The organism is Selenomonas dianae, from assembly GCF_030644225.1.
Lineage (GTDB): Bacteria > Bacillota > Negativicutes > Selenomonadales > Selenomonadaceae > Centipeda > Centipeda dianae.
On sequence record NZ_CP128650.1, the window covers coordinates 919,146 to 945,580 of the forward strand.

At 51.5% G+C, this 26,435-nt stretch carries 20 protein-coding genes; 9 read left to right on the forward strand and 11 right to left on the reverse strand.

Features of this window, described 5'->3' with window-relative positions:
* The first annotated feature begins 157 nt into the window (after positions 1 to 157).
* Positions 158 to 979, forward strand: coding sequence for a PD-(D/E)XK nuclease family transposase (locus QU667_RS04520; RefSeq protein WP_304988405.1), 822 nt, complete (start codon positions 158 to 160; stop codon positions 977 to 979).
* Between the two features lie 113 nt (positions 980 to 1,092).
* On the opposite strand, the gene QU667_RS04525 is transcribed toward QU667_RS04520, so the two are convergent.
* Positions 1,093 to 1,443 (reverse strand): helix-turn-helix domain-containing protein, encoded by a 351-nt coding sequence (locus QU667_RS04525; protein ID WP_304988130.1) that lies wholly within the window; start codon positions 1,441 to 1,443, stop codon positions 1,093 to 1,095.
* 239 nt (positions 1,444 to 1,682) lie between these two features.
* Between QU667_RS04525 and QU667_RS04530 the strand changes: the two genes are divergently transcribed.
* Complete coding sequence (locus tag QU667_RS04530) at positions 1,683 to 1,889, forward strand: hypothetical protein (RefSeq protein ID WP_304988131.1); 207 nt, start codon at positions 1,683 to 1,685, stop codon at positions 1,887 to 1,889.
* A 112-nt stretch (positions 1,890 to 2,001) separates the two neighbouring features.
* Here the strand turns inward: QU667_RS04530 and QU667_RS04535 are convergent, their stop codons facing one another.
* The 6 genes from QU667_RS04535 to QU667_RS04560 are packed head-to-tail and all read right to left on the reverse strand — an operon-like array spanning position 2,002 to position 7,314.
* Complete coding sequence (locus QU667_RS04535; protein WP_304988132.1) at positions 2,002 to 3,672, reverse strand: ShlB/FhaC/HecB family hemolysin secretion/activation protein; 1,671 nt, start codon at positions 3,670 to 3,672, stop codon at positions 2,002 to 2,004.
* A gap of 37 nt (positions 3,673 to 3,709) precedes the next feature.
* Entirely contained in the window at positions 3,710 to 4,099 is a 390-nt protein-coding gene (locus tag QU667_RS04540) for a hypothetical protein (RefSeq protein ID WP_304988133.1), read from the reverse strand.
* Between the two features lie 4 nt (positions 4,100 to 4,103).
* Positions 4,104 to 4,499: a hypothetical protein gene (locus QU667_RS04545; RefSeq protein ID WP_304988134.1), complete on the reverse strand. Its 396-nt coding sequence runs from the start codon at positions 4,497 to 4,499 to the stop codon at positions 4,104 to 4,106.
* Positions 4,500 to 4,501: 2 nt separating this feature from the next.
* Complete coding sequence (locus tag QU667_RS04550; protein ID WP_304988135.1) at positions 4,502 to 6,397, reverse strand: hemagglutinin repeat-containing protein; 1,896 nt, start codon at positions 6,395 to 6,397, stop codon at positions 4,502 to 4,504.
* Positions 6,394 to 6,828, reverse strand: coding sequence for a hypothetical protein (locus QU667_RS04555; protein ID WP_304988136.1), 435 nt, complete (start codon positions 6,826 to 6,828; stop codon positions 6,394 to 6,396). Before QU667_RS04555 ends, QU667_RS04550 begins: the two co-directional genes overlap by 4 nt.
* Positions 6,829 to 6,861: 33 nt before the next feature.
* Positions 6,862 to 7,314, reverse strand: coding sequence for a hypothetical protein (locus QU667_RS04560; RefSeq protein WP_304988137.1), 453 nt, complete (start codon positions 7,312 to 7,314; stop codon positions 6,862 to 6,864).
* A gap of 226 nt (positions 7,315 to 7,540) precedes the next feature.
* On the opposite strand from QU667_RS04560, the gene QU667_RS04565 reads away from it, so the two are divergent.
* Complete coding sequence (locus tag QU667_RS04565) at positions 7,541 to 7,759, forward strand: hypothetical protein (RefSeq protein ID WP_304988138.1); 219 nt, start codon at positions 7,541 to 7,543, stop codon at positions 7,757 to 7,759.
* Between the two features lie 143 nt (positions 7,760 to 7,902).
* On the opposite strand, the gene QU667_RS04570 is transcribed toward QU667_RS04565, so the two are convergent.
* The 4 genes from QU667_RS04570 to treP all read right to left on the reverse strand — a co-directional run bounded on the left by QU667_RS04570 (position 7,903) and on the right by treP (position 19,417).
* Positions 7,903 to 8,340, reverse strand: coding sequence for a DUF2691 family protein (locus QU667_RS04570; protein ID WP_425541847.1), 438 nt, complete (start codon positions 8,338 to 8,340; stop codon positions 7,903 to 7,905).
* A complete protein-coding gene (locus tag QU667_RS04575; protein ID WP_304988140.1) occupies positions 8,341 to 15,402 on the reverse strand; it encodes a hemagglutinin repeat-containing protein in 7,062 nt (2,353 codons plus the stop codon).
* 341 nt (positions 15,403 to 15,743) lie between these two features.
* Positions 15,744 to 17,402: an alpha,alpha-phosphotrehalase gene (gene treC / locus QU667_RS04580; RefSeq protein ID WP_304988141.1), complete on the reverse strand. Its 1,659-nt coding sequence runs from the start codon at positions 17,400 to 17,402 to the stop codon at positions 15,744 to 15,746.
* Positions 17,403 to 17,476: 74 nt separating this feature from the next.
* Positions 17,477 to 19,417, reverse strand: a complete 1,941-nt coding sequence (treP, locus tag QU667_RS04585; RefSeq protein WP_304988142.1) for a PTS system trehalose-specific EIIBC component — start codon at positions 19,415 to 19,417, stop codon at positions 17,477 to 17,479.
* Between the two features lie 198 nt (positions 19,418 to 19,615).
* Here treP and QU667_RS04590 point away from each other — a divergent pair, with 198 nt between their 5' ends.
* The 6 genes from QU667_RS04590 (at position 19,616) to QU667_RS04615 (ending at position 26,434) form a co-directional block, all read left to right on the forward strand.
* Positions 19,616 to 20,359 carry a UTRA domain-containing protein gene (locus QU667_RS04590; protein ID WP_304988143.1) on the forward strand — a complete coding sequence of 248 codons (744 nt, stop codon included), beginning with the start codon at positions 19,616 to 19,618 and terminating at the stop codon, positions 20,357 to 20,359.
* Positions 20,360 to 20,432: 73 nt separating this feature from the next.
* Entirely contained in the window at positions 20,433 to 20,546 is a 114-nt protein-coding gene (locus tag QU667_RS04595) for a LysR family transcriptional regulator (protein WP_273698234.1), read from the forward strand.
* 48 nt (positions 20,547 to 20,594) lie between these two features.
* Positions 20,595 to 21,377 carry a LysR family transcriptional regulator substrate-binding protein gene (locus tag QU667_RS04600; protein ID WP_304988144.1) on the forward strand — a complete coding sequence of 261 codons (783 nt, stop codon included), beginning with the start codon at positions 20,595 to 20,597 and terminating at the stop codon, positions 21,375 to 21,377.
* Complete coding sequence (locus QU667_RS04605; RefSeq protein ID WP_425541849.1) at positions 21,358 to 22,944, forward strand: hypothetical protein; 1,587 nt, start codon at positions 21,358 to 21,360, stop codon at positions 22,942 to 22,944. Before QU667_RS04600 ends, QU667_RS04605 begins: the two co-directional genes overlap by 20 nt.
* Before the next feature lie 109 nt (positions 22,945 to 23,053).
* On the forward strand, positions 23,054 to 25,270 hold the full coding sequence (locus QU667_RS04610) for a TonB-dependent receptor (protein WP_304988146.1): 2,217 nt from the start codon (positions 23,054 to 23,056) through the stop codon (positions 25,268 to 25,270).
* A gap of 99 nt (positions 25,271 to 25,369) precedes the next feature.
* The gene (locus QU667_RS04615; protein WP_304988147.1) at positions 25,370 to 26,434 is read left to right on the forward strand and encodes an ABC transporter substrate-binding protein; all 1,065 of its coding nucleotides are present in this window, start codon (positions 25,370 to 25,372) and stop codon (positions 26,432 to 26,434) included.
* Position 26,435 lies beyond the last annotated feature (1 nt).

Consider the following 26,435-nt stretch of genomic DNA (forward strand, 5'->3'; position numbering starts at 1 on the left):
GACACGAAAAAACGGTACGAAATTTCATTAGAGGGTCGGACATCGTTCTTCCCGGATTTTGACCCCCTTTCGAGTATCATCGAACTTTTCAGTCTTGACAATCTTCACCGCAGTGCCTACTATGAGAATAGAAGGAAATGAGGAGGCTATGGGCGCGGTGAGGACAATCAAGAAGGACATTCCTGCGGAATATGGTGTACTGATTCAGAAACTTCGTCTGATCGACGATACGTTTTTCAACGTATGTTTTGACAACTACGTCGAGGGAATGCAGCTCCTGCTGCGTATCTTCTTCGGACGCGACGATCTCGTTGTCAAGCATGTCGTCACGCAGCAGAGTGCGGACAATCTCTATGGTCGCGGCGTGCGTTTTGATGTATTGGCGGAGGACAGCGAGGGAAAGCTCTACGACTGCGAGGTGCAGCGTGCCAACGAAGGAGCGATCCCGCGTCGGGCGCGATACAACAGCAGCATGATGGACGCGCGAGAATTGGCAAAAGGAGAGGATTTTTCCAAACTGCCAGAAACATGGGTGATTTTCATCACGGAAAATGACATCTACGGAGCTGGCTGCCCTCTGTACCATGTGGAGCGAATCATCCAAGAGCTTCAGCGACCGTTTGATGATGGAGCACATATCCTCTACGTCAACGGCGCGAATCGTGATGATACGCCGCTCGGGCGATTGATGCAGGATTTCTTCTGTGAGAATCCCCGAAAGATGAATTATAAGGAACTTGCCCAAAGAGCGGATTACTTTAAGGCAGAAGCAGAGGGGGTACACACTATGTGCGAACTGATGGAAAAATTCGGCGAGAGGAAATTGGAAGAGGGACGTATGGAGGGACGTGTCGAATCGGCTCGTCGGACGGCGGCGGCTTTAATTGCTTTGGGGAAACTCACACTTTCCCAGATTGCTGACGCAACACAGTTGTCCCGGGAAGAAGTTGAACGATTGGCAGGGTCAACAGGGGCATAAGAGATCAATGTTTTGCCCGAGAGAAAGACGCCGGATGCATTCGGTGTGTGGAATATCTCGGGTTTTTTGTTGCTAAAGGAAGCACTGATAAATTCAGCCACGCTGTAGGTTTGTCAATCATATGTTACACAAGAGAGAAGCAGAGAAAAAGTCTCACGAGGAGACTTCCAGCCTAAGGGACGCATCGGAAAATTGTTATACTCCCTGTTTCGACCCGTATTGGGACGACGTTTGCGCATCCGACGAATGAGGGCAATCTCTTGATCGGAGTGTTCGTTGGGGTGATGATGGGGGCGTCGCGACTTTGGTGCGAGGGATTCGGGTGTACCATCGTAGCGATTACGCAGTCGATAGATGAACTGGCGATAGGTGCGGTACTTAATGGCAGCCTTTGTGACGCTATGCTGATCGGCATAGGAAAGAATCGCTTGATAATACTTGATGTCCTGTGTTATGCTTTTCATGAGGAAGCCTCCTTTGTGTGTGATTTGTTTGGGTAGATAGAGCATAACACAAAAAGGCTTTCTCTTTTTATTTACTTGTGTAACATATCTATTGTAATCCTACATCTCAAGGCTTTGGAGATGCGTCTAACGGCTTGATTTTTTCAGTTTGCTGTTTAGTGGTGTGGTATATCTTTTTTCACTTATGTTTGACTTATCGAGTCTTTTGATATGTGTAGTTTTTTGAAAGGGGAATCTTTATGGAATCACAAGGTAATGCAAATAATCAGCCTATTAACAATCAACCAGCTAACACCAATTATGCCAATTCGCCGTCAGCAAATAATTCACCTATGTTTCGCAATGCTGATGAATTGCTTGCAAGTGTACAGGGGAGGGGGGTAGTTAACCTCTATGAAGGTGCTGATGTTTTAGGGTTTCTCACATCTTCTGGGAATAAGGGGTGATGGTTTCTAAAACAGTTGGAAACGGGAGGGGCGAGCTCCCAATCGAGATAATACTACAAAAAGTTATAGTGTGATAAAAAAAGAAGGGCTATGCCCCTCTTTTTTAATATAGTTAGAACTTCACCCCGAGGGAGAATCCGCTCGTCACATCCGATGTGTGGAATCCCTCGGGTTTTCTTATGGGCATCGCCGCAAAGATATCATAGGAGACGGTATCAATCGATCCACGAACACCAACAGCTGCCCCCATCATCGTATGTCCGTTATAGAGATCGGCTCCGTACCCGTAGACCGCACCGACATCAAACCCGAGGTAGAGTTCTGCCTTTTGTTTTGGGAATCGCGTCGCGAACTCGTTCCGCAGATACCATCCGTTCGTTCCCATCAGTGTGACCTCGCCATCGAATCCGCGCACCGTATAGCGATTGCCCATGCTGATCATATCTACACCATAGAGCCGCATCCCATCCATCGTATACTGTCCGTGAAAGGATGTCGTAAATGTTGCGGGGCGATGACTGAACTCAAATGGATGCACAAAGTCCACATCGAGCAGCCACATTCGATAGAGTGTCTTTGGCGCATCGGCAAAAGCCTTTTCTTCCTGCGCCCCCATCCACCCAAGACCAAACCGGTGGGCAAGACGGAAATAGAGCGTATTGCGCTGTAGATAGAGCCTCTCAGCAAAACCAACCTCCATCGAGGTCTGGTGCATTGCCTGAATGGGCAGCTCAACATCGTTCAAGAAACTGTGTGAGTTCCGTTTCCGCAGACGAATATCCATGCTCGTCTTCATCGCAGCCGAGCGATGAACTACATAGTCCCATGACAGTGTAGAAATATTGGAATCTCTCGCGCTGATGAAATTATAGGGAATACTCTCTACCGTCTGATGATATTTGGAACGCTGATAGGAAAACGAGAACGTATGCCGCCCATAGGGATAGGTATAGCTGATATTATGCCCGCGCGTTCCTTTTTCGTAGCCGTCCTGTGCGCCGTCGAGATTCATGCCGATACGGAGCATATCGTTCTTGTGAAAGGGCTGATCGATGCCGATGGACGTATACCATTGGAGCTTTCCCGTATCTTCAAGACCCGAATCATCCACCGAGATTGTACCGTAGAAATTCTTCCCACGTTTTACCGTGAGCACTACATCTGTCCTCTGTGGCTGATCCGAGGGGAGGAGCTGAACGGAAATATCCTGTGAGGGGAGACGCTTCGCCTGTTCGATGCCCTGCTCGATGTCGCGTACGTTGAGGATATCTTCCTCGTGGAAGGGAAAGAGATTTTTCCAGTAGAGTGCATCACTGCCCTCTGCGAAACGAACAGTGTTGATGTAGCCGATCTGAAGAACGAGATGAAGTTCTCCAGATGAGAGATTCTGTTCCGGCACAACAATACGGCTCGTGGAGAAACCACGAGACATGAGGGACTGATTCATCGCATTGATGAGCTTGTTGATGTCGCTGAGAGACAGCTCCTTATCCTTGTAGGGGCGAGCGATGCGTTCGAGGAAGCGGAATCGCTCCACTTGGTTCTCAATCGTGATCTGAGAGATGTGGAATCGGACGCTTTCATCTGCGGGAAGATCAGCAGACGGGGGAGGGGCGACAATTGTCTCCACGCGCTCCTCACCGAGCCGCTCCTGACGCTCTGCCTCCTGCGCCCGTGACTGATCGAGCTGCTCCTGCTGGGCAGGAGCGGCGATAGTCGGGGCAGCAGAGAGGGAGAGGATGGGGATGAGGAGTAGTAAAGAGGGGCGGTTGAGTGTTTTCAAGTGGAGTCACCTACTTTACAGATATAAAATATGTATATTATAGTGTATCATCTTCGATGATAATCGTAATAATACATTTATTTGTGTTTTTTTCTACTTCTATACGGTAATCTTTTTTATGTGCTGTAATGTTATTTCTGTTTGTTTCTATATTGTGCCAACCTCCCTGCTCCATAGTCTGTTTATTAAATACGCTTTCGATATCTCCTTTGGCATAAATCTGAAACTTTCTCATACCACCAATGTATTCTTCTCTTTTTATATTGAGGATATCCAGTGTTTGCATCTCTTTTATATCATGCAAAGCATAAATCAGCTGTAAATCATTGTTTGAAGATGTATTACTTGTATGTAAAGGGTAATAAAAATATCCATAGACCCACACCGATATAAAAACAAGAACTCCTAAGTATTTGAGTATCTTCATAAATTTACCAAGCTCCATTTGAAAGAATCATTTTATGTGTTCCAGTTTTCGATTCACTCAAATAAAAATGACATAATCCATCTGATGTAGAGAAATGTCCTCGTTCATTCGAGTGGCTTTGAAAGCCATGCTTATATAATATATCCTTATAAGACTCCAAATCCTCATCAAATGATTTCGTAGAAGTGTACTCAAGTTTGATACGAAATGGCTTACCGACGACATCTAAAATTTCTGAGTGAATAATATCCTCTTGTGGAGGAAAATTTATTGATTGGAATACTTTTGTGAAAATATTCCAATTATCAGATTTATTTTCAAAGTTCTCATGTATTGAAAGTAATACACCTCCAACAATTGCTATACTACATATGATAAATAAAATATGTGTTTTTTTCATGATTAGAAATCCTTCTGATTACCTTCGTAGAAAATGTAGCCAGCTGATAAACTTATCGTAGGAGTAGAGGATACAGCATTGTATATAAAGGAATATCCATTGACGTTAGTGGATCGTCCATGTTTTAAACCAAAACCTGCAGACCATCCCATTGAAAAACCCGTTAGTTGTTCCTTTAATATCTCTGGATCTGTAACAATATTTCCTTGTGGGTCTTCTAGATATCCCCGTCCCATGGTATAGGCTCCAACAAAGGCTGAAACCCCACCCTCTATATTATAAGAAGAATAAACCGGAGTGCCTTCAACATTAAACACCATAACCATTCCACTGAGAGAAACTGCATCTCCTCCAGAAACCGCAATAAGATTACACGTTCCCTCTGGTAGGTTTTTTACTAAATCATCATCTCGAATACATTCTCTTACAAAATCACTTTCTGTAAGCAAACTATTCCACTTCGTCCCACTCGCCGCCGAAATTGCTCCTGCTGTTGCATCTCCATTGACTATTTTTGCGGCAGCTGCGCCAAGGACTCCACTAGCTATCTGGGCAATAGTAGGGTCAAGACCTTTCAGATTGTTAATCAGTGCTTCGTTGAGACCTGCACCTGCTGCACCCGAAGCAAAGCCCGCTCCTGCGAACTGGCTGATGAGTCCGCCGACAATGGAATGAAGCAAAACTTTACGTCCGCTGCCATCGTCGGGAAGATTGTGTAGGAGGCGGAACGCCTCTTCACGGAAGACGTTTACGAGTTCCTTTTGTTCCTCGACACTCTTCTTGTCAAAGATACGACCAAGTTCGTTGAGTGCGTTTGCAGTATTTCTGCTGAGGGCAGAGATGTCCTGTGTCGGATTCTCACGGATGTTGATGGTTCCCGGTGCGACGGCAGCTTTTGTGGTGCTGGCTGCACTTCCCTGTACTACGATGGGAATCGAAGGAGTGGAGTGCAATGCCTGCACTACCTTCAGATTTTTTTCTTTGTTTCCTTCAGGATCTTCCTTTTTTGTTTGGACAAGTGTCGGTTTTATCTGCGAAGAAGAGCCTGTGTCTTTTGCTCTGTACTCCGCCTCATTATGGAGGTCGCTAAAAGAGAATGTCCCTGTGGAAAGTTTGTTTTTGTCGGAACTTGCCTCACTTGCGATGAGTCCGCCCTTGAGGTCGGTATTCTTTTTGACGTAGATGTCAAAGCCTTTGCTTCCTGCGAAGAATCCTGCCTGATCGCGTGCGCTGCGGTAGTCGGAGTCGATGGTTCCTTTGCTCCAATCCCTGCCAAAGGTCGGTTTGGAAAGGCGTTGCGTCACTGGATTCATGCTCCAAGAGACTCCGAAGTCCGCAGATTTATTCTGCTCCTCATAGATTTCCTTCTCCTGCAAGGTTTCGATGTTCAGATTCCCGCCAACCTTTGCGGTGATCTTCTCGCCCTGTGCCTTGCTCCCGATGATGTCCATATCCTTGCCCGAGGTGAGGCTGAGAGTGTTCTCTGCGACAACGAGGGTAGGGGAGTAGGCGGTAAGATTCTCTTTGCTGTTGCCGTTACCTTTGTTCGCATTGACGCTGATATTCGACAGTCCCTGCGGCGTAAAGGATGCACCGATGTTTGCCGAACTGAATTTGTTCTCGGTTGTTGTAACGCTTGTATTCTCGCCCGCTTCAAGGCGCACGTTCCCCTTTGCCGTAAGAGATACATCACGTCCTGTGATGGCACTACCCGTGACGGTCAGGTCACGCTCACCCGCAGTGACGTTTGTATTTCCACCCGACGCGATGCGGCTTCCTGCGTATTCGTGGGTTGTGCTCTCCATACGGCTGTAAGATTTGTTTGTCCCAAAGCTGATGTCGAGGGAGAATGTCGCGTTTGTCAGCGGATTCCCCTTCTTGAACGCATCGTGAATCATCCGCCCCGTCTGCCATGCGTATATGGCTTTGAGTCGGTCATCCTGCACCTCGCCGATGTGGCTGATCGGTGCAGAGAGCGACTGTCCAAGATCATCGCATTGATGAACTTGTTGATGTCGCTGAGCGACAGTTCCTTATCCTTGTAGGGGCGAGCGATGCGTTCGAGGAAGCGGAATCGCTCCACTTGGTTCTCAATCGTGATCTGAGAGATGTGGAATCGGACGCTCTCATCTGCGGGAAGATCAGCAGAAGTGGAAGGGGCGACAATCGTCTCCACACGCTCCTCGCCGAGACGCTCCTGCCGCTCTGTCTCCTGCGCTCGTGACTGGTCGAGCTGTTCCTGCTGTGCAGGAGCGGCGGTAGCTAGGGGAGCAGAGAAAGAGAGGAGGTGGATGAGGAGTAGTAAAGAGGGGCGGTTGAGTTGCATCAAGTAGAATCGCCTACTTTCCAAAGAATATTTTGCTTATTTAATGCAAGCAAATAGTGCGAGTGTTCCCATTATAAAAAAATAGATTGTGATAGCGAAATATAATATCTTATGATCTTTTATTTCGTTGAAAACTTGTAACTGATATTCTGAACGAGGATAGTTTGGCATTTTATCTAATTCTTGTAAAAAAACCAAAACATATTTTCTTAGTAAAATTGCTGTAATTCCAGTACAATAAAGGACAGCTACCAACAATTCTTCTGTATAAGCACTTGTATAAGCACTGCCTAGTAGAAATAGGCAACACATTATAATCCATGGTAATTTTCCTATTAAGAAAAAACGAAAGTAAGCTTGCTTCACACGGGGGGACCAAAAAGACCCTGTTGATTTATAGTTCCATAATGCTCCTCCTATGATAATAATACTTCCAATTATGTATATATATAATCCAAGATTTGTAGATGCATTCATTTTTTCCAACATTTGCATTGCCCTTCCTAAAATGATATATGGCATTGATAGAACTATTTTGCCTGTCCATCTTTTAGAAGGATTTTTCTCAATTCATACTTTGCAATATCTCCTGCGACGCTACCTGTAATAGCAGCTGCTGAAGCAGTGAATATCGAGGCTGGTCCCGATTCAGTGGCGGCAAATCCGCCAATTGCAGAAAACAATGTTGGAGTTCGAGGAAGCGGAATCGCTCCACTTGGTTCTCAATCGTGATCTGAGAGATGTGGAGTCGAACGCTCTCATCTGCGGGAAGATCAACAGACGGGGGAGGTGGAACAATCGCCTCCATACGCTCCTCACCGAGACGATTCTGCCGCTCTGCCTCCTGCGCTCGCGACTGATCGAGCTGTTCCTGCTGTGCAGGGGCAGCGATAGCAGGAGGAGCAGAGAAGGAGAGGAGGGGGATGAGGAGTAGTAAAGAGGGGCGTTTGAGTGTTTTCAAGTGGAGTCACCTCATGTGGAACAGGGAGAAACCGCCTTAAGATTTCCCTTTGCTATATTTTGATAGGGAATAACAGAGTAAGGGACGGTTAAAATTAATCTTCAAGGATGATGGAATTATCCATCCATTTCAATATTTTCAAATCCTTGGTTTACTGCATTCGTATACAAGGCAGATATTATCTTGTCATCAACAGAAGAAATATCTACATATACACTATCTGTTACAATGACTTCTAAATAAGGTGTATTCAGATTATCCTTTTTGTTTTCGATGGAAGATTTTAAGCTGAATATACCTGATACTATATAATACATACATGACTCGAGCAATGAGAAAAAATCTTGGTTTGAAAAATAATCGGAATCAAATAAATCAACCATTTCACCGTTTATATTTTTCCATGCCTGAAGATCAACAACTTCCCATGTACCATAAACCTCCCATGTACCATCGACGATATCCTTTATGGGGGAAAGTATACGATATAAATATTGTCCCCATTCATTTGGAATGATGAAACTTATTTTTTTTATATGATTCAAAGTTCTCACCTATTTTCTGCTCGCATTACCATTTTTATCCCATTCCCATGTGTGTTCATGAGGAACTTCGGGATGTGTTTTAGGATTTCCATGATCTGTAAAATCTACATCTTTTTTTGCACGACCATTTCCATCATACCAACGCCTTGTGATGATTCGGCCTTTTTCATCTACACGGTCTATAGATGAATTTGGCTTGCCGGTTCTCTCGAAATCTTTAGGATTGTTGGTAGATGAATGCTCATTGGCAGGAGGATAGGCTTTATCTGCTTTCTCTTTTTCAAATCCTTTCGAAAAGAACCTGTTACCATCAGAGAAATCTTGGCTACTCCATTGCTCCTTAAAGTCGAACAAGGGATTGGTATAGGGCTTGTATTTAAGATCCAGAATATTGGGAGAGAGATCAAAGGGGAAGTGCTCATGATCTGGCGGAGTCACTGTTATTGGTGGTGTGATATAGTAATGCGGACCATTTAGTGTCTGTGGTTGAGAATAAGGTATGTTGTGCTCTTTAAAAATGGACTCAAGAGTAGAATCCACGTTATTCAACAACCAATTTCCGTCCTGTTGCAGTTGCGCTACAATCTCGTTTGTGGCAGTATTTTGGATATATTGCACACCTGCATAAACTACGATCACATACCCTGTTAATGCTGCCATGATCTGCGGGGTTATAGAACCGGCTGCGGCACCCCCAAAGAAATTATGCTTCGTCCCACTTGCTGCCGCCGTTGCTCCTGCTGTTGCATCTCCATTGACTATTTTTGCTGCAGCTGCGCCAATAAGAGCGCTGATTGCTTGGGCAAGGGCAGGATCAAGCCCTTTCAAATTGTTAATCAGTGCTTCGTTGAGACCGGCACCTGCTGCACCCGAAGCAAAGCCCGCTCCTGCGAACTGGCTGATGAGTCCTCCGACGAAGGCATGAAGGATAACTTTACGTCCGCTGCCATCGTCGGGAAGATCGTGCAGGAGACGGAATGCTTCTTCACGGAAGACATTGACGAGTTCTTTCTGTTCCTCGACGCTCTTCTTGTCAAAGATTCTGCCGAGCTCGTTGAGGGTGTTTGCAGTATCTCTGCTGAGGGCAGAGATGTCCTGTGTCGGATTCTCGCGGATGTCGATGGTTCCCGGTGCGACAGCAGATTTTGTCGTGCTGTTTGCACTTCCTTGTACTACGGTGGGAATTGAAGGCGTGGGGTGCAATGCCTGCACTACCTTCAGTGTCTTGTTTTCGCTTTCGTCAGGATTCTTTTCTTTTATTTGGACAAGCGTCGGTTTTATCTGCGCAGAAGAGCCCGTGTCTTTTGCTCTGTAGTCCGCCTCATTATGGAGATCGCTGAAAGAGAATGTGCCTGTTGAAAGTTTGTTTTTGTCAGCACTTGCCTCACTTGCGATGAGTCCACCCTTGAGATCGGTATTCTCTCGGGCGTAGATGTCAAAGCCGCCGCCCCCCGCGAAGAATCCTGCCTGATCGCGTGCACTGCGGTAGTGGGAGTCGACCGTTCCATTGTTCCGCGATCCACCAATGGTGGGCGCGGAGAATTTTCTCCCGGTGGAGGGGGCTGTATTGTCGCTGCCACTCGTCGTATTCGTTGCGGATTCCGTGGAGGCAGTATTTGCCTGATCTGTGGACTCAGCTGAAGACGCTTTCTCTTTTGCCTTCACGCCCCACGAGAAGCCAAAGCCGGTAGAAGAATTTTGCTCCTCATAGGTTTCCTTCTCCTGCAAGGTTTCAATACTCAGATTCCCGCCGACTTTTGCGGTGATCTTCTCTCCCTGTGCCTTGCTCCCAATGATGTCCATATCCTTGCCCGAGGTGAGGCTGAGAGTGTTCTCTGCGACAACGAGGGTAGGAGAGTAAGCGGTGAGCAATTCTTTGCTGTTGCCATTGGCTTTGTTTGCATTGACGCTGATATTCGAGAGTCCCTGCGGGGTAAAGGATGCGCCGATGCTTGCGGAGCTGAATTTGTTCTCCGTTGTGGTGATGCTTGTATTCTCGCCCGCTTCAAGGCGCACGTTCCCCTTTGCCGTAAGAGATACATCACGTCCTGTGATGGCACTACCCGTGACGGTCAGGTCACGCTCACCCGCAGTGACGTTTGTATTTCCGCCCGACGCGATACGGCTTCCTGCGTATTCGCGCGTTGTGCTCTCCATGCGGCTGTAGGATTTGCTTGTCCCAAAGCTGATGTCGAGGGAGAATGTTGCGTTTGTCAGCGGATTTTTCTTGAACGCATCGTGAATCATCCGCCCCGTCTGGTAGGCATATACAGCTTTGAGTCGGTCGTCCTGCACCTCGCCGATGTGGCTGATCGGTGCATAGAGAGATTGTCCGAGATCAAGGAGTCCGTGGCTGAAACTGACAGTAAGCCCTGTCGTCTTGCTCTCCTGTGTGATGCTCTCGCGATAAATGTTGTCCTTACCGTCAATACGGACATCCTTCGCTGTGACTGTTGCATCTTTGTCCGCGAGGATTGCACTCGATGAGATATGTGCGTTCTCTCCGGCAGAGATGGAGACGTTTCCACCAAGTGCCGCGATATTCGTCCCCTGCTGGGTAATGGCATCGCTGTCACGTGTGGTCTTTGTTTGCTGTGTTCCGATGGTGAAGCCGAGTCCACCGCCCGAACCGAAGATGCCGGACTTCTTGACATCTTTGTAGTTTTCCGTATGCGCATAGTTCTCTGCCGAGAGGGCAGAGAAATTCCGTCCGGCGGCGATGTTCACATCGCTGTCCGCAGCAATATTCGCCGCCGCAAAGGTTGCGTCACGTTTTGCCGCGATGTTGACGTTCTGCCCTGTGATATTCGTCGTATGCGCAATATCTGACTCCGTGTCAATGCGGATGGTTGTGGTCTTGGAAGAGATCAGTCCGCTTTCTTTGTACCGAATACCGTAGTGATCCTCGGATATCTCTCGTCCTGCTGTGAGAGATATATCGTTTCCTGCGGAGAGGGAAGTCGCACCGTTCTTGCTTGAAATCTCCGCCGCGCGTGCTGTGAGGTCGTTTCCTGCAGCAATCGAGATGTTCGCGTCTGCTCGAATTTCTGTGCCAAGTTCCGTACCGCGCTTGGTACGAAGATAGTTTGCGGCATCTGCTGTCATATCCTTATCGCTTTGGAGTTTTTTGGTATCCAGCGAGATGTTTTCACCTGCAGAGAGAAGGATACTGCCGTTTTTGCCGAGTGCCGCAAGCGTCGCTCCTGCAAGTGCGGCATTCTTCCCTGCGCTGAGGGCAAGAACGCCCTCAGCGCCCTTGACGGCGATCCCGGCGGTCGTATTCAGAACATCCTGATGGGCAAGATGCTCGGTTGTGCTGCTTACATCAATATTGTTTTTTGCTTCAAGGACAACGGCTTTATCACCGATGACAGAACCCTGCACACGGATATCCCGCTCAGACTTCAGTCCGATCTTCTGTCCGCGAATCAGTCCCGTGTTTTCGATGTCTCCCGCATGGGCAAGGATATTCTCGCCGTAGAGCGTACCCGCATTCTTGAGCGCGTCCTTGGTCTCGATGGCGATGTTCTTTGCGGAGATGAGACTGCCGCCCGCCGTGAGCCTCAGACCGTTCGTGTTCTTGGTGTAGAGAACAGGATAGACGGCGCGTTCCTTTTTGCCGTTTACATAGACATCGCGCTCTTCGAGCCAGACCATATCCGAGGTGAGAGATGCGACCTGCTCTTTGGAGAGCGTGACACCGGGGGCGATGTTCATTTCCTTGGCATAGGAAATACCCGCATCCATGAGTGCCTTGAATGCAGTTTCATCATCGGTATAGCCATCAAGATGGTGTTTGCCTGTTTGTTTTAGGATTTGGTCTGCGAGAAGCTGCTGTTCGTAGAAGCCATCGCCGATGCGTTTGGGAACCTTATCCTGATCCCACTTCATCTGCCGGTACATATAGTCGGAGGAGAGGAAGTTTCTCTTGTTGGTAAAGGCAGGATCAGTCTCCACGAGATAATTTGCCGTGGATTCCGGGTGCACGCGATAAAGGGAACTGACAAAGAGATGTTCGACCTGTTCGTCATCAGCTGTCTGTGCTGTATCGGAGGGAGCAAGTCCGAAGGGGGAGAGGGCATTTTGCACGCGCTCTCTCTGTGCGTTTGTAATATCTGTCCGATCGACGGGGACGGCGCTTCCGCCCTCATAGGTCTGAATACCGATGGGGGATGCCTTGCTTTTTGCAATTTCGGGCTTCATGAAGACTACGCCGTGATATTTCCGTACTTTTCCTTTATGGAGCCAGTTCCTTCTTTCGGTATAACTGGCCTGCGTCGTTCCAAAGGTAACAGTAAGTTCCTGCTGTTTCGCGGCATCTTCTTTGACAGTGCCGAGGGCCTGCAAGGTACGCCCCGCAACAATATTACTGTCATCATTCTCTACAGCACTGTTTAGGAGGATATTGCCACCTGCTAGAATGCTGCCGGGCAGGGTGGAGGTAACGCTTTCCTTTGAGATGAGCGAATGACTGCGGATGACGCTGAAGTGAATGATCTTCTGCCCTGCCGCTGTTCCAATTTTTTGATTATACTTCGTTGCCTCTGCATTATATGCCGTGATCTTTTCGTTGAGCTGTGCGAGGATTCCTTTGTATTGCGTGTCCCATGCAGCACGCGCGGGATCATCTGCTGCCGGCCGTTCCGTATTCATGGAGGTGATGCCGAACTGCTTGAAGATCGGATCGTCGTAGGCATAAGTCGGAGTCATGGTGCCGATCAGTTCCTCGGGAATGGGCTTCTCGCCGGCGGCACGTTCTTCCTCTGAAATCTGTTCCAGCGGTTTGTATTCAGCAGGCTCCAGAATCGCTTTTGGAGCGACATTACTGTGGTATGCACCGTATCCGCTGTTGATCTCGCGGAACTCCCACTCGGGAAATGCCTGACCTATTTCGGTGTGACGGTCTTCGTCAATCCGAAGTTTTGTGGGATTGTTTCTTGTTTCGGTAATGACACGTTTCGTAGAAAACGCAGCATTCTCATTCTTTGTCACAGGTGCAGTAATACGAATGCTGCCCTGCGTCTCGATGCGTGCGCCGCGATTCGTCAGTCCCTCCGTGGCAGCAAGATCCATATCCTGCCCTGCATAAAGGTGGGCGCTCCCTGAATTGCGAATGGTATCTGCGGTGACAGAGAGATCTTTTCTCGCAGCAATGACACCCGAAGGAAGCTGCTCCAGCTCTGCTTTGATTCCGTCTACCACGGATCGTTGTGCATCATAGGCGAGTTCAGCGTTATGGATGTTTGCTTTATACGCATTCACCTCGCCCCATGAGGTAAATCTTGTCACATCGACGCTGTGTGCCGCCTCCAGTTGGTCTGCTTTTTGCTTTAAGACAGCCATCTCATCGGCAAGGCGGGATTCAAGGGGCGCGTTCTTCTCGTTTACGATATGCTTTGCTTGGATGGAAACCGTATCGCCGTAGATTTTGCCTGTAGCATCGTTTTTCAGCTGTGCTGTTTTGATTTCGGCTGATTCATCTGCCTGAATGAGTCCTTGGTTGGAGAGGTTTGCTGACGTAATACTTAGGTTTTTCCCGGAGATGCTACCGCCTTTGACTTGGACAAGATTTCCAGCTGCGGTGAGATGCAAGGTGTTATCTGCTGAGAGGTTCCTTCTATTGAATACTGCGCCATTGATCTTCGCCGTGAGGTTGCCGTCCGCATGGAGATTTCCAAAGGAATCCGAAGCGGACGTGTTTGTCAGATCGCTATTCAGCGTAACGGATAAATCTTTGCCGCTGGAAATATTCCCCGTAAGCGGCATCGAATCTGCCTGTATAGAGAAGTTCCTGCCGCTCTGCAAGGTTGCCTTTTCAATATCCAGATGCTGCGCTGCCGCAACTGAAATATCTCCGTTTCCTGCAATCGTACCATTTTGGGTATGAATATTGTCTGCCGTAATGGAGATGTCGTTTCCACTGAGGATATTTGCGTCAGCGTTGACAAGAGTTTTTGCGTCGATTGTCAACACGCCGTTTGCATTTGCCGCACCGGAGGAGGCGATGCTGCTCCCGAGTGTTCCACGGTTGATGATCGTATCCGCTTGGAGCGCAGTATTTGCACCGCTGATGATCTTTCCGTCATTTTTAATTGCTGTTGCAGATATGGAAGTATCTTTAGCACTGTATATCGTTCCGCTGTTTGCTGATTCTTTTGCGTGGATGGATGTTGTGCCATCCGAATAGAGATTGCCGGAGGTCTTGAGGTTCCCGTTCACATCGAGGGAGGTCGCCTGTGTGCTCGTAATCTGACCTTCGAGATTGACACCGAGGCCTTTTTCTGTTCCAATCAGTGCGATCCGATTCGCATACATACCGCCGATTGCCGAAAGGTCGAGGGCATAGGAGGGCATGTTGCTGTCCGCAATGATGGGTGAGATTTCTCCATCCGTATAGCCGATGGTGTTCGCACCTGTGACTATCTTTGCGTGTTCTGCCCAAAGTCCCGCGTTGATTTCGATGGCGCGTGCATAGAGCTCGGCAGACTCTACGCCCTTTGCATTGAGACCCTTTCCTGTAATGACGACTTTGTCGTCGTCGATGCGCAGTGCGGCGAGGTTTCCTGCGGCGTCCATCGCAGTGCGTCCTGTGGCAAGCGTTACTCTTGCCGTATTCAAAAAGCCGGCACCATCTGCCAAAATCCCGTTCGGATTGGCAATAACGACACCGGCTCTGTCACCTGCGACCTCTAAAAAGCCGCGCAGTTCGGATGGATTTGCACTTGTGACTTCATTGACGATGATACGTGCAGTACCGCCCATGAGGTTCGGATTTCCCTGCACATACCCTGCAAGCTCCGTATTGGAGAGATTGTAGCTGTTGTTGAGGATCGCACCACGTTCGGGTACGTTAAAGAACGTATAGAGATTCATTGACACGCCGCCTGCAGACGGGGGCGCGATCTGTACGAGAGGATGACCGCTCGCCGTCTCCATCACAAGCGGCTGCTGGGAGATCGGAGCGGAGGTGTCCGGGAGGATTTCTGCGGCAAAGGTGAGTATGGGCTGCATCGAAAAGACACCAAGCGTGATCCAACTCGTGATCTTTCGGGCAAGGTCTTTCTTTCTCATCTACGTCATCCTCCTTGAAACAATATCCCTACATGAAAATGATCAAAGCAAATTGATGATAACATGAATCCATAGATTCTTACAAGGACATTGTTCCAATAAGATGAAAGAAGTAATTCTCGCCGAATTTGTACGATTGTGTCTTTTCAGAAAGGGATCTACGGTGCTTGATTTCGTAAGCCTGCAAATAAAAAGTCAAGCCCATAGATGAAAAAGGATGAGGAGTTGTATAGGTTTGTCAATCATACTAACTATCCCGCTGAAGTTTATTGACATGATGGAAACAATGATGAAACGATGACAGGAATGACGGTGGCTATGGTGAAGTATTGGATCAGGACTCACATCTGGCGATAAAAGGCTAAAACTTCATACGGCCTGAGATATTCCTCCACATCGGGGTAGTTGCCGAGGAGTTTTTGCGCGTCTGCAAAGTCTTGCAGGGAAGCATAGCGCAGGCGAACGGACGTGGGGCGGAAATTGCAGAACACCGTCAGTCGCTCCCCTTGCCATGTGCGCTCATAGGCGATCACGTCGGGATTGTCCTCCTCGATGAATCGAATATCCCCCTCCGCAATGATGGGCATTTCATGGCGCAATTTGATCAGGAGCTTATAAAACGCCAGAATGGAATTTTCGTCCTTTTGCGCCGCTTCCACATTGATCGAGGGATAGTTTTTCGCCAGAGGAATCCATGGCTTTTTCGTGGAAAAGCCTGCGTATTGCCGGGCAGACCACTGCATCGGAGTGCGTCCATTGTCACGGGAGCGGGCGGCCAGAATCTTCAAGGCATCCGCCTCCGCTACGCCCTGCTCCAAAAGGGTGCGATAACAGTTCAGGCTTTCCACGTCCCGATAATCTTCGATGGAGGTATAGCCCGCATTGGTCATGCCCAGTTCTTCCCCTTGATAAATGTAGGGCGTGCCGCGCATCAGGTGAATGCAGGCCGCGAGCATTTTGGCAGATTCCACGCGGTACGTTTCCTCATCTCCCATGCGCGAGACGATGCGGGGCTGGTCATGGTTGCACCAAAAGAGCGCATTCCAGCCGCCCGCCTCGGCCATGCCTGTCTGCCATGCAGAGAAGAGCTGTTTGAGCTGAGCCATGTCCGGCTCCATCAACGCCCATTTGTCACCGTCCTTGTAATCTACCTTCAGGTGATGAAAGTTGAACGCCATGGACAGCTCGTGATTGGCAGGGCGGGTGTAGTGGATACAGTTTTCCAGATCCGTGGACGCCATCTCACCAACGGTCATCATATCGTCAATGCCGGCATTTTGCACAAGTTCGCGCAGATATTCGTGGATATGCGGCCCGTCGGCAAAAAGCCGCCGTCCCAGTCCCTTGGTATCATCTGCAAAAACCTCCGGTTTGGCGATGAGGTTGATGACATCAAAGCGGAATCCGGCCACGCCCCGCGCCTTCCAAAACCGCACCACATTGGCGAGTTCTTCCCGCACGCGGGGATTCGTCCAATCCAAATCCGGCTGACTTACATCGTGCAAATGCAGATACCATTTGCGTAGGCGCGGCTTCCTCTGCCACGCGCTGCCGCCGAAAGCGCACTGCCAATTGGTCGGCGGCTCGCCCGGATCGTCCGCACTTTTTTTGTTGCGGCCGTCACGCAGGATATAGTAGCGTTGGTATTTTTTATCGCCGGACAGCGCCCGCTGAAACCACGCGTGCTGGTCGGACGTGTGGCACAGCACCATGTCCAGCATGATTTTAAGCCCCTTGGCATCGGCGGCCTGCACCAGTGCATCAAAATCCGCCATGGTGCCGAAGTGAGGGTCGATGTCCAGGTAATCCGCTACATCATAACCGTTGTCTTTCTGCGGCGAGACGAAAAATGGGGTAAGCCAAAGGTAATCCACGCCCATATCCGCTAAATAATCCAACTTTTCGGCAACGCCCCGCAGATCCCCCATACCGTCCCCGTTGGAGTCCTTGAAGGACTTCGGGTAAATCTGATAAACTACTTTGTTCTTGAAGTCTGCCATCGTGTTTTCCTCCCCATACATCAGAGGCAGGGGGCATCGTCATGTGTTTGACGATGCCCCTGCTTTTTGTCTACTCAAAATGATGCGATCACCGTTTCGCCGGTTTTACCGATCATACCCGTGTGGAAGGAAAAGGTCTCCACACCGTTTTTGTTGGTGATGACACAGATGGTCACATCGGGGTGCCCCGCAGCCTTGATTTTCTCACGGCTGAAGGTGAGCAGCGGCGTTCCGGCCTTGACTTCGTCCCCCGTATGCACGAGATAGGAGAAGCCGTCGCCCTGCATATCTACCGTATCAATGCCCACATGGAGCAGAATCTCCACGCCGTTCGAGAGCGTCATGCCCACCGCATGGCGGGAATCCTCCATCAGCATCGTAATTTTGCCGGAGACCGGGGCGCAGAGCGTTTCGCTGATGGGGCGGATCGCCAGCCCCTCGCCGACAATGCCTTCTGAGAAAACGCCGTCGCCCACTTCTTTGAGAGAAATTACCTCCCCGTCCAGGAACGCCGTGAAGTCATGCTCGCTTTCCATTGCGTTTTCTGTCACGTTCTCCTCTGTAGCGGCAGCTTCTGCTGCTTCGGGCTGTGCCTGCTTGTCGATTCCCTTCTTTTTGCCCACAATAACCGTCAGAACAAAGGGGACTGCGATGGCGACCATCATAGCCATTGCAAACGTGGGCATGGTCTGGGGCTGCATGGAGAGAATGCCGGGGATGCCGCCCACACCGATGGCGTTGGCCGTGGTGCCCGTGGAGACGCAGAGGACAGCGGCGCAGGCCGAGCCGGTCATGCCGCAGATGAAGGGGAAGAAGTACTTGAGGTTGACACCGAACATCGCCGGCTCCGTTACACCCAGATAGCAGGAAACCCATGCGGGGACATTGACTTCCTGTGCGGAGGCATTGCCCCGCTGCAGGTACATCATGCCCAGTACGGCACTGCCTTGGGCGATGTTGGATAGCGCGATCATCGGCCAAAGCATAGTGCCGTGATAGTCGGCGATCAGCTGCAAGTCAATGGCGTTGGTCATGTGATGCAGACCGGTGATAACGAGCGGCGCATAGATGAAGCCGAAGACGGCGCCGAACACCTCGCGGAAGGAGCCGGTGATGCCGCTGAACACGACGCTGGAAATCGCCGAACCAACTACCCAACCAATAAGCCCCAGGACGAAATGCGCCGCGCATACTGCCAGCACCAGACTGCAGAAGGGAACCACAATCATCTGCACCACCGAGGGCACGAGGCGCTTGAAGAAGCGTTCCAAATAAACCAAGGTCAAGGCCGCCAAGATCGCCGGAAGCACCTGCGCCTGATAGCCAATCATGTCCACCGTGAAGTACCCGAAATCCCAGTGAGGAATCTTGTCTATGGGCGTCGTCGCTACGGCGTAAGCGTTCAACAGCTGCCCTGATACAAGGGTCAGACCGAGAATGATGCCAAGGATGGGGGTGCCGCCCATCTTTCGCACCACCGACCAGCAGATGCCGACGGGTATGCCCACATGAAATACCGCCTCGCCGATGAGCCAGAGAAAGTGATCCATGCCCGCCCAGAATTGGCTCAGCTCCACCAAGGTCTTGGTTCCGTTCTCAAACAGGTAAAGCTGATCGATGCAGTTGCGGAAACCGAGGATAAGTCCCCCGGTGATGATCGCGGGAATGAGCGGTGCGAAAATCTCTGCGGCGATGGCCGCAGCCCGCTGCAAGATGTTCTGGTTCCGCTGCGCCGCTTGCTTCACGGCATCCTTGGACACGCCCTCGATTCCGGCCACGTCCATGAAGTCCTTGTAGAACTCCGCGACCGTGTTCCCGATGATGACCTGAAACTGCCCTGCCTGTGTAAAGCTGCCCTTTACTGCTTTCATGGCCTCGATGCGCTTGACATCGGCCTTCTTAGGGTCGCCAAGAACAAAGCGCATCCGCGTCATGCAGTGAGAGACGGCAACAATGTTGTCCTTGCCGCCCACCAGTTCCAGAAGCTCTCTGGAATCCTCCGTGTACTTCCCCATGATGTGTCTCCTCCTGTTGCCTCGCAAACTTGTCTATACAAGATTTGTGAATATAAAATAACATGCTTGTCTATACAAGTAAAGATAGGAAGCAATGTTTTGAATAAAATTTTTCATCATAGAAATTGCTGATTCATGCTTTACCTTTTCGCTTGTATTATTTATACTAGGCTGTATAGACAAGAAAGGATGAGTGGAATGCCGGCGGCAAAGTTTGAGATTATCTACAAGGACTTGAAAAAAAAAATAGAGGAAAACATCTATCCCGCCGAAGCGGTGTTTCCCTCTGAGAACGAACTGACGGAGGCGTATGGCTGCTCCCGCGCCACGCTGCGCCGCGCTCTGGCTCGTCTCATCGAGCAGGGCTATATCCAGGCTGGACAGGGGCGGCGGATGCGGGTGATATATCAGCCGACGGAGCAAAACGAGTTTATGATCGGCGGCATTGAATCCTTCCGTGAAGCCGCTGCCCGCAATCACTTTCAGGCGGTTACCCGCGTCATTCATTTCGCCGAGGACGTTGTGGATGAAAAAACTTCAAAAAAAACAGGGCTTCCCTTGGGCAGCGACATCTATGATGTACGCCGCATCCGCTATCTGGATGGAAAAGCCCTGATTCTGGATATCAATCTGTTTCTGCGTGAGGCAGTGCCCCATCTCACCCCGGAAATTGCTTCCCGCTCCATCTATGACTACATAGAAAATGATCTGGGCATGGTCATCGTCACCAGCCGCCGCCGCATGACGGTGGAGTATGCTGCCGATTTGGATTTGCACTGGCTGGAAATGGGGGACTACAACTGCCTGGCCGTGGTCAGTGGGAGAATGTACAATGCCGAGGGCATACAGTTTGAGTACACGCAGTCCCGCCATCACCCGGAGTATTTTTGCTTTGAGGACACGGCTGTCAGGAGAAGCCAAGGTAGGCGAAATAAGTGGTAAACTAAGGAAACACTGATCAATTACGAATGACTGATTTTGAGTGTTTCATACTTACCGATGAGGATAGATACGGATGGAACTAAAGATATTCACGACGTTCCGGACAATTGTGCGCACGGGGAGTTTTACAAAGGCGGCGCGCCTCCTCAGCTACACGCCGTCGACGATCACGTTCCACATTGCATAGCTGGAAAAGCTGACGGGGGTACCGCTTTTTGAGAAAAGTGGGCGGCGTATGGTTCTGACAAAGGCAGGCGAGGCACTGATTCCGTATGTGGACGAGGTGCTTGCGGCGGCGAACAAGATCAAGAACTTTCAATACGGCATTGCCGCCTATCAGGGAACACTCACGGTCGGTGCGCCGGAGTCGCTGCTCTGCTTCCGTCTGCCTCCCTTGCTCAAACGTCTGCATGCGCACGCACCACGCGTCGATTTGCGTCTGCGCTCGCTCACGAGCCGCGATGTCGTTGCGGCTCTCAACGACGGACAGCTCGATGTCGGTTTCGCGTATACGATTCAAGAAAGAGACGAGGAGAGTCTTGTGTTCTGGGAGTTCGAGGAGAGCCCTGTGCATTTCTACACCGCAGTCAGTACAGCCGCATGGTGTCCGGACTTTCGAGAGCAGGCGATGGAGATCGATGAGATGCCGCTGATCACGATGCCGCATCCGGGTGAGATTCGGAAGATAGCGGACGACTACTTTCGAAAACAAGCGATCTCGTTTACGAATATGATTGAGCTGCGGAGTACGCAGACCATCATCAACATGGTTGAGAATGATATGGGGATTGCCCTGCTGCCGGATTATGCGGTGCGGGAACGCATCGGGCTAGGTCGGATGGCTGTGGCATTGTCGGATCCGCTGATCGTCACGTCATACTACGGGATTCACCGGAATAAATGGTGCAGTCCCGCAATGAATCTTTTCCTTGAAATCCTCGGGGAGGAGAGCGGACGACCGAGCGGGAAGAAATTGCTTCGTGATGAGGAGGGAGCTAATGCAGCCGATTGCCGCTGAGGAAATTCAGGACTTTGACACGAGTCTCGACCGCCTGTGGGCGCGACGCGATCTCGTTATCGTTGCGACGGGTGCGCTCATCTGTTTTCGTTCCATTTACCAGCGAGCGCTATGGATCGGTACACTCGGGCGGTTTCGCTATGCCGCCGTGCGGGAGGAGGACTACGTGCTCGGAACGGCGGAGGAGATCATTCGGGATGCGGTGCGGGATGCTGCACACCTGCCTGGTGCACAAGTGGTCGTTATCTACCTCTCCTGTCTCGATATCCTTACGCGTCCGGACTTTGCAGACATTGAGCATACGCTCTCTGCGGAGACGGGTTGCATTGTGCGCTGTTTCTTCCGTGGGCCGTTGGCAAAGGCGGACGGCATTCGGCACAAGACTGCAGAGGAGCTTCTCGCCGCGTTGCCGCCGGAGGATGGGGCGGTCACGGCATCGGCACCGCTGCCGCCGCCGATGAGCGATACGGCGGGCGTGTCGGATTTCCTGCGGGAAGAGGGCGCGGCACATATCCTTGTCACGCCGTCGGGCTGCCGCAATGCACTTGCACGCATGGATCTCATGCCGGAGCGTAGCGATGTCTATGCGCTCATCCCACAGGCGGAGGACTACATCTTCGGTATGGAGGAGACCGCTGCCGCAGAGACCGGTATGCTTGCGGCAGAGGGAACGTACCGCACGGTGCATCTTCTCAGCTCGCCGGTGCCTGCGTTCATGGCGATGGAGGCCGCGCCGGTTCTGCAAGCTGCGGAGGAGCAGGGCTGCCGCGCGTGTGCATCGCCGACGGATGGCTTTCATGATGCCGTGCACGGTGCTGCAGCGGCGTCGCTTCGTCTTGTGCAGGAGGCGGCCAATGGGTGGCGGGAGTCGGGGCGGACGGTTCTCATCCTCGGGTACAGCCCGTTGTTGTTCGGCGATATGGCGCAGCTGGATGCTCCGACTGCTTTTCTCTCCGCGTACGGCTGCGATGTGCGCATTGCAGGGCGCGACGCACTGATCGAACGCCCCGCGTTGGTCTGGTTGGTATCTGCTGCCGGCGTGTCTGCGGCGGCATGGCTGCACTGGGAATACGATGTGCCCGTTGTCCGCAGCCTGCCGTTCGGGGATGCTGGCAGGACTGCCTGGCAGGCTGAGATCGCTGCAGTGCTTGGCTTGCCCATAGAGGGGGCGTGTGTGGAGCCGACAGCGGGGGATGTGCGTGCGGACAAGATCCTCATCATCGCCGACCCGATTGTTGCCACCGCCACCGATCATCTGCTCCGTGCGTATGGATTTTGCAATATCCGCTGTGCGGCCTATGCGTGGGACGAGGAGACGGCGGCACTGTACCGACAGGCGGCAGCCGGAGCCGACGTGCTCGTCTTTCGTACGGCTGCAGAGTTGCAGTCCACATGGGATGCGGCGGATGCAGTTGTTGCCGATCCTGCGCTGCTGTCTGCGATGGGGGAGAAGCGCATCGTTCCGCTGCCGTCGGGTCTTCTCTCGGGCAGAGATGCCGCAGGCGAGAGGAGCGGCGTGCTTGGCGCGGACTTCGCTGCGGTTCTGGACGCATTTTTGAAAGGATGATACTTCAAAAATATTGAAGTATTGTTTTGAATCTATTCGATTGTACTTAATCGTAGACTATGATAATCTTTTCGTCAATTGATACTTTCGATACAAAGGATGGTTGCAAATGACACGGAAGAAGAAACTTGCTCTGCTCCTCGCATGTCTGACGGGCACAGGTATGGTGAACACGGCTGCTGCCGAGGAGCGTCTGCAGACAGAGGCGGCAGAGGAGATGGATACCTATGATCTGCCCGAGGTAACGGTGACCGGAGTGCGTCATCCCGCAGATACTCCGGTGCGCAGAAGTCTGCCCGGCGGATTCCAGGCAGAGCAGACGAATTTTGGTTTGATGGGCGATCAGGACGTGATGCAGGTGCCGTATACGGCACAGAGCCTCACAACGAAGAATTTCGATACGTTTGCTGCGCCGTCGGGCGACGTGAATCAGGTTCTCGCGAATGTGCCGTCGCTGCGCGTGGGCACCTCGCTCATCAAGACGGACTTCTCCGCGCGTGGGATGCTTGCGAACGGTTCGGCAATGTATCTCAACAATGTGCCGGGCTTCTTCATCATGGCGTCCGGTCCCGTGACGAATACCATCGGCCGCGCAGATGTCATGGTCGGTCCTGCGGCAACGCTTTCCGGCTCGGTGCAGTCCTACAACGGGCCCGACGGCGGACAGCCGGTCTCCGTGTATCTCTATACGAAACGGCCGGAGAAGGGGGACTTCACACGCTATCGGCAGACGATGGGCGGATATGGACACTATGGCGGCTATATCGACGTGAACCGCAGCGGGCTCGGCGACGGGACGTTTGGTGTGCGTGTCTACGGTGAGCACAGCGAGGGAAATTTTGCCGTGAGCGGTGCGGGACGACAAAAGACGAACCTCTTTGTCGATGTCAGCCGCGAGACGCCGAAGAGCACGACGAACTTCTTCGGCGGATACTACAAGGATCGTCTGCGCGGAACGGAGCGGCGCTTTAAGATCCAGCCCTCCGCCCGGCAGGTGCCGGGCGCACCCGATGCGAGCCGCAGCTACGATGATCCGAACCTCATGCACAGCGACTGGGACGGCTATCAGATCACGCTCAACCACGAGCAGAAGATCAATCCGCATACGAAGTGGTTCCTGAACGTAGGCACGAACGACATGACGAATCGCCGCTTCATCTACTGGGCGCAGATCACGATCGACGGCGACGGCAATCTGCGCGACAATCGCGTCTGGTCGCAGTATTTCTATCTCAAGAGCCGCTACGGGCAGGTCGGTGTGAACCACAAGTTCAAGACAGGGGCGGCGGAGCATGACGTGACGCTCGCCGTGGATCGTTCGTGGCGCGTGCAGTACAACAATACGCGGAGAGATGCTAAAAATGCTCATGTGACAGGTAATATATACTCCGGCATCATCTATAAGCCGTCGATCTACAACTACGACATCTCCGGCAGCCTCGGCCAGAAGTTCCAGTATCAGGAGATGGATACGAGCATCAACCTGATGGACAATGTAAAGATCGGGAAGTGGAATCTGCTCGCTGCCGTGACGCGCCGCCATGGCAACTACCGTGGCGCTGCTGCAGCCGGCGAGACGAAGGATACGCAGTATGCGCCGACATTCGGCGTGACCTATGCGCCGACGGACCGACTCTCGGTCTACGGTGCGTATGCAAAAGCCACGACGCGCGGGGAGGTGGTCGGCAGCGGCTATGCCAACGAGGGAGAGATTGCAGAGGCAGTCAAGGTGACCCAGAAGGAACTGGGTGTAAAGTATAAGTTCGGCAGTATGTACGCTGCGCTTGCTTATTTCGATATGAACCAGCCGAACTACATTGATGTTCCGAACCCCTCCAACCCGGCACTGCCGTTCTACCGTCTCGACGGCGAGAACCGCTACCGCGGTCTTGAACTCAGCGTTACGGGCGCCGCCGCGCCGAAGTGGAACGTATTCGGCGGGATTCAGTACCTCCATGCGCGTCAGCAGCGGACGCAAGGAGGCGCAAACGACGGCCTGCCGACGGACAGCTCGGCGCCGTGGAGCACCGTTGTCGGGCTTGAGTATATGCCAAATGCGGACTGGAGCATTACGGGGCGTCTGAACTACGTTTCGCGCGGTACGATCATCGGCACCGGCCGCCGCGAACTCTCCGTACCGTCATCGGCAGTATTTGATCTCTTTGCGAACTATCGGACGAAGATCGGAACGACGCCCGTGTCTCTGCAGGCGTCCATCTACAACGTATTCGACCGCAGCTACTGGATTCTGCAGCCGGGACAGGGGAGCAAGCTCCTCCTCTCGATGCCGCGGACGTTCATGCTCTCCGCGACGTTTGATCTCTGACGGCGCAGCACAGAAGATACAGATGGGATCGTTCCTGAGGCGAATATGCCTGCGGGGCGCGGTTCCGTATTCTAATTTATTCGGATTCGGAGGATGATCATGAAACATCGTTTGTCATTCGCTTTTCTTGGGGCGCTGATGCTCCTCTGCGCTGTGCTTGCAGGATGCGGATCACAAGAGGCAGCCGCGCCCAAGGCGGAGCGGGTTGTGACGGATACGACCGGACGCGAGGTGCATTTGCCGGGAGAGGTCAAGAGCATCGCTGTCGTGCCGATCCCGTGGGCGTCCATTGTCTACGCGGTAGACGGCACGGGGCAGCGCATCGCGGGGATGCATCCCTCGGCAAAGGCGTCTTATGAGAAGTCCATGCTGAAGACGTTGGCGCCCGAACTGGCAGGAGCTTCGACGGATTTTGTCGGGCAGGATTTTTCCATTCACATGGAAGAGCTCGGCAAGTTGAACCCGAGCGCCATCGTCGTTTGGAATTATCAAGAGGAGGAAATCAAACAGCTGGAGGCGCTTAAGGTTCCGACCATCGCGTTGAAATACGGCACGATGGAGGACTTGCAGAACGGCATCCGCGTCATCGGAAAAGTGCTCGGCAAAGAGGACCGTGCCGAGGAAATCATTGAGTTCCAAAAGGACACAATGGCCTATTTCGACGGGAAAAAGGCGGCACTCGCGGACAAACCAAAGCCGAAGGTCCTTTATTTATACGATGAGAATCTCAAGGTTGCGGGCGGCAACGCCGTCAATACCATGATGATTGAGACGGCAGGCGGCGCGAATGCGGCGAAGGAAGTCGACGGAACATGGGTCAATGTCACGATGGAGCAGGTCGCCGCGTGGAATCCCGATGTCGTGATCGTCAGCAATTTCTCGCAGGTTCAGCCAAGCGATCTGTTCGAAAACAAGCTCGAAGGCCAGAACTGGAGCAATATTGCCGCCGTTCGTGAGGGGCGCGTGTGGAAAGCCCCCGTCGGGCTCTACCGCTGGGATGCGCCCTGCGTCGAGACGCCGCTGATGATCAAGTGGATCGCGCAGAAACTGCATCCGGATGTTTTTAATGACTACCGTCTGACGGATGATCTGCGCGGCTTCTATGAGAAATTCTTCTCATACACGCTGACGGATGCTGATCTCAAGATGATTCTGCACGAGTGAG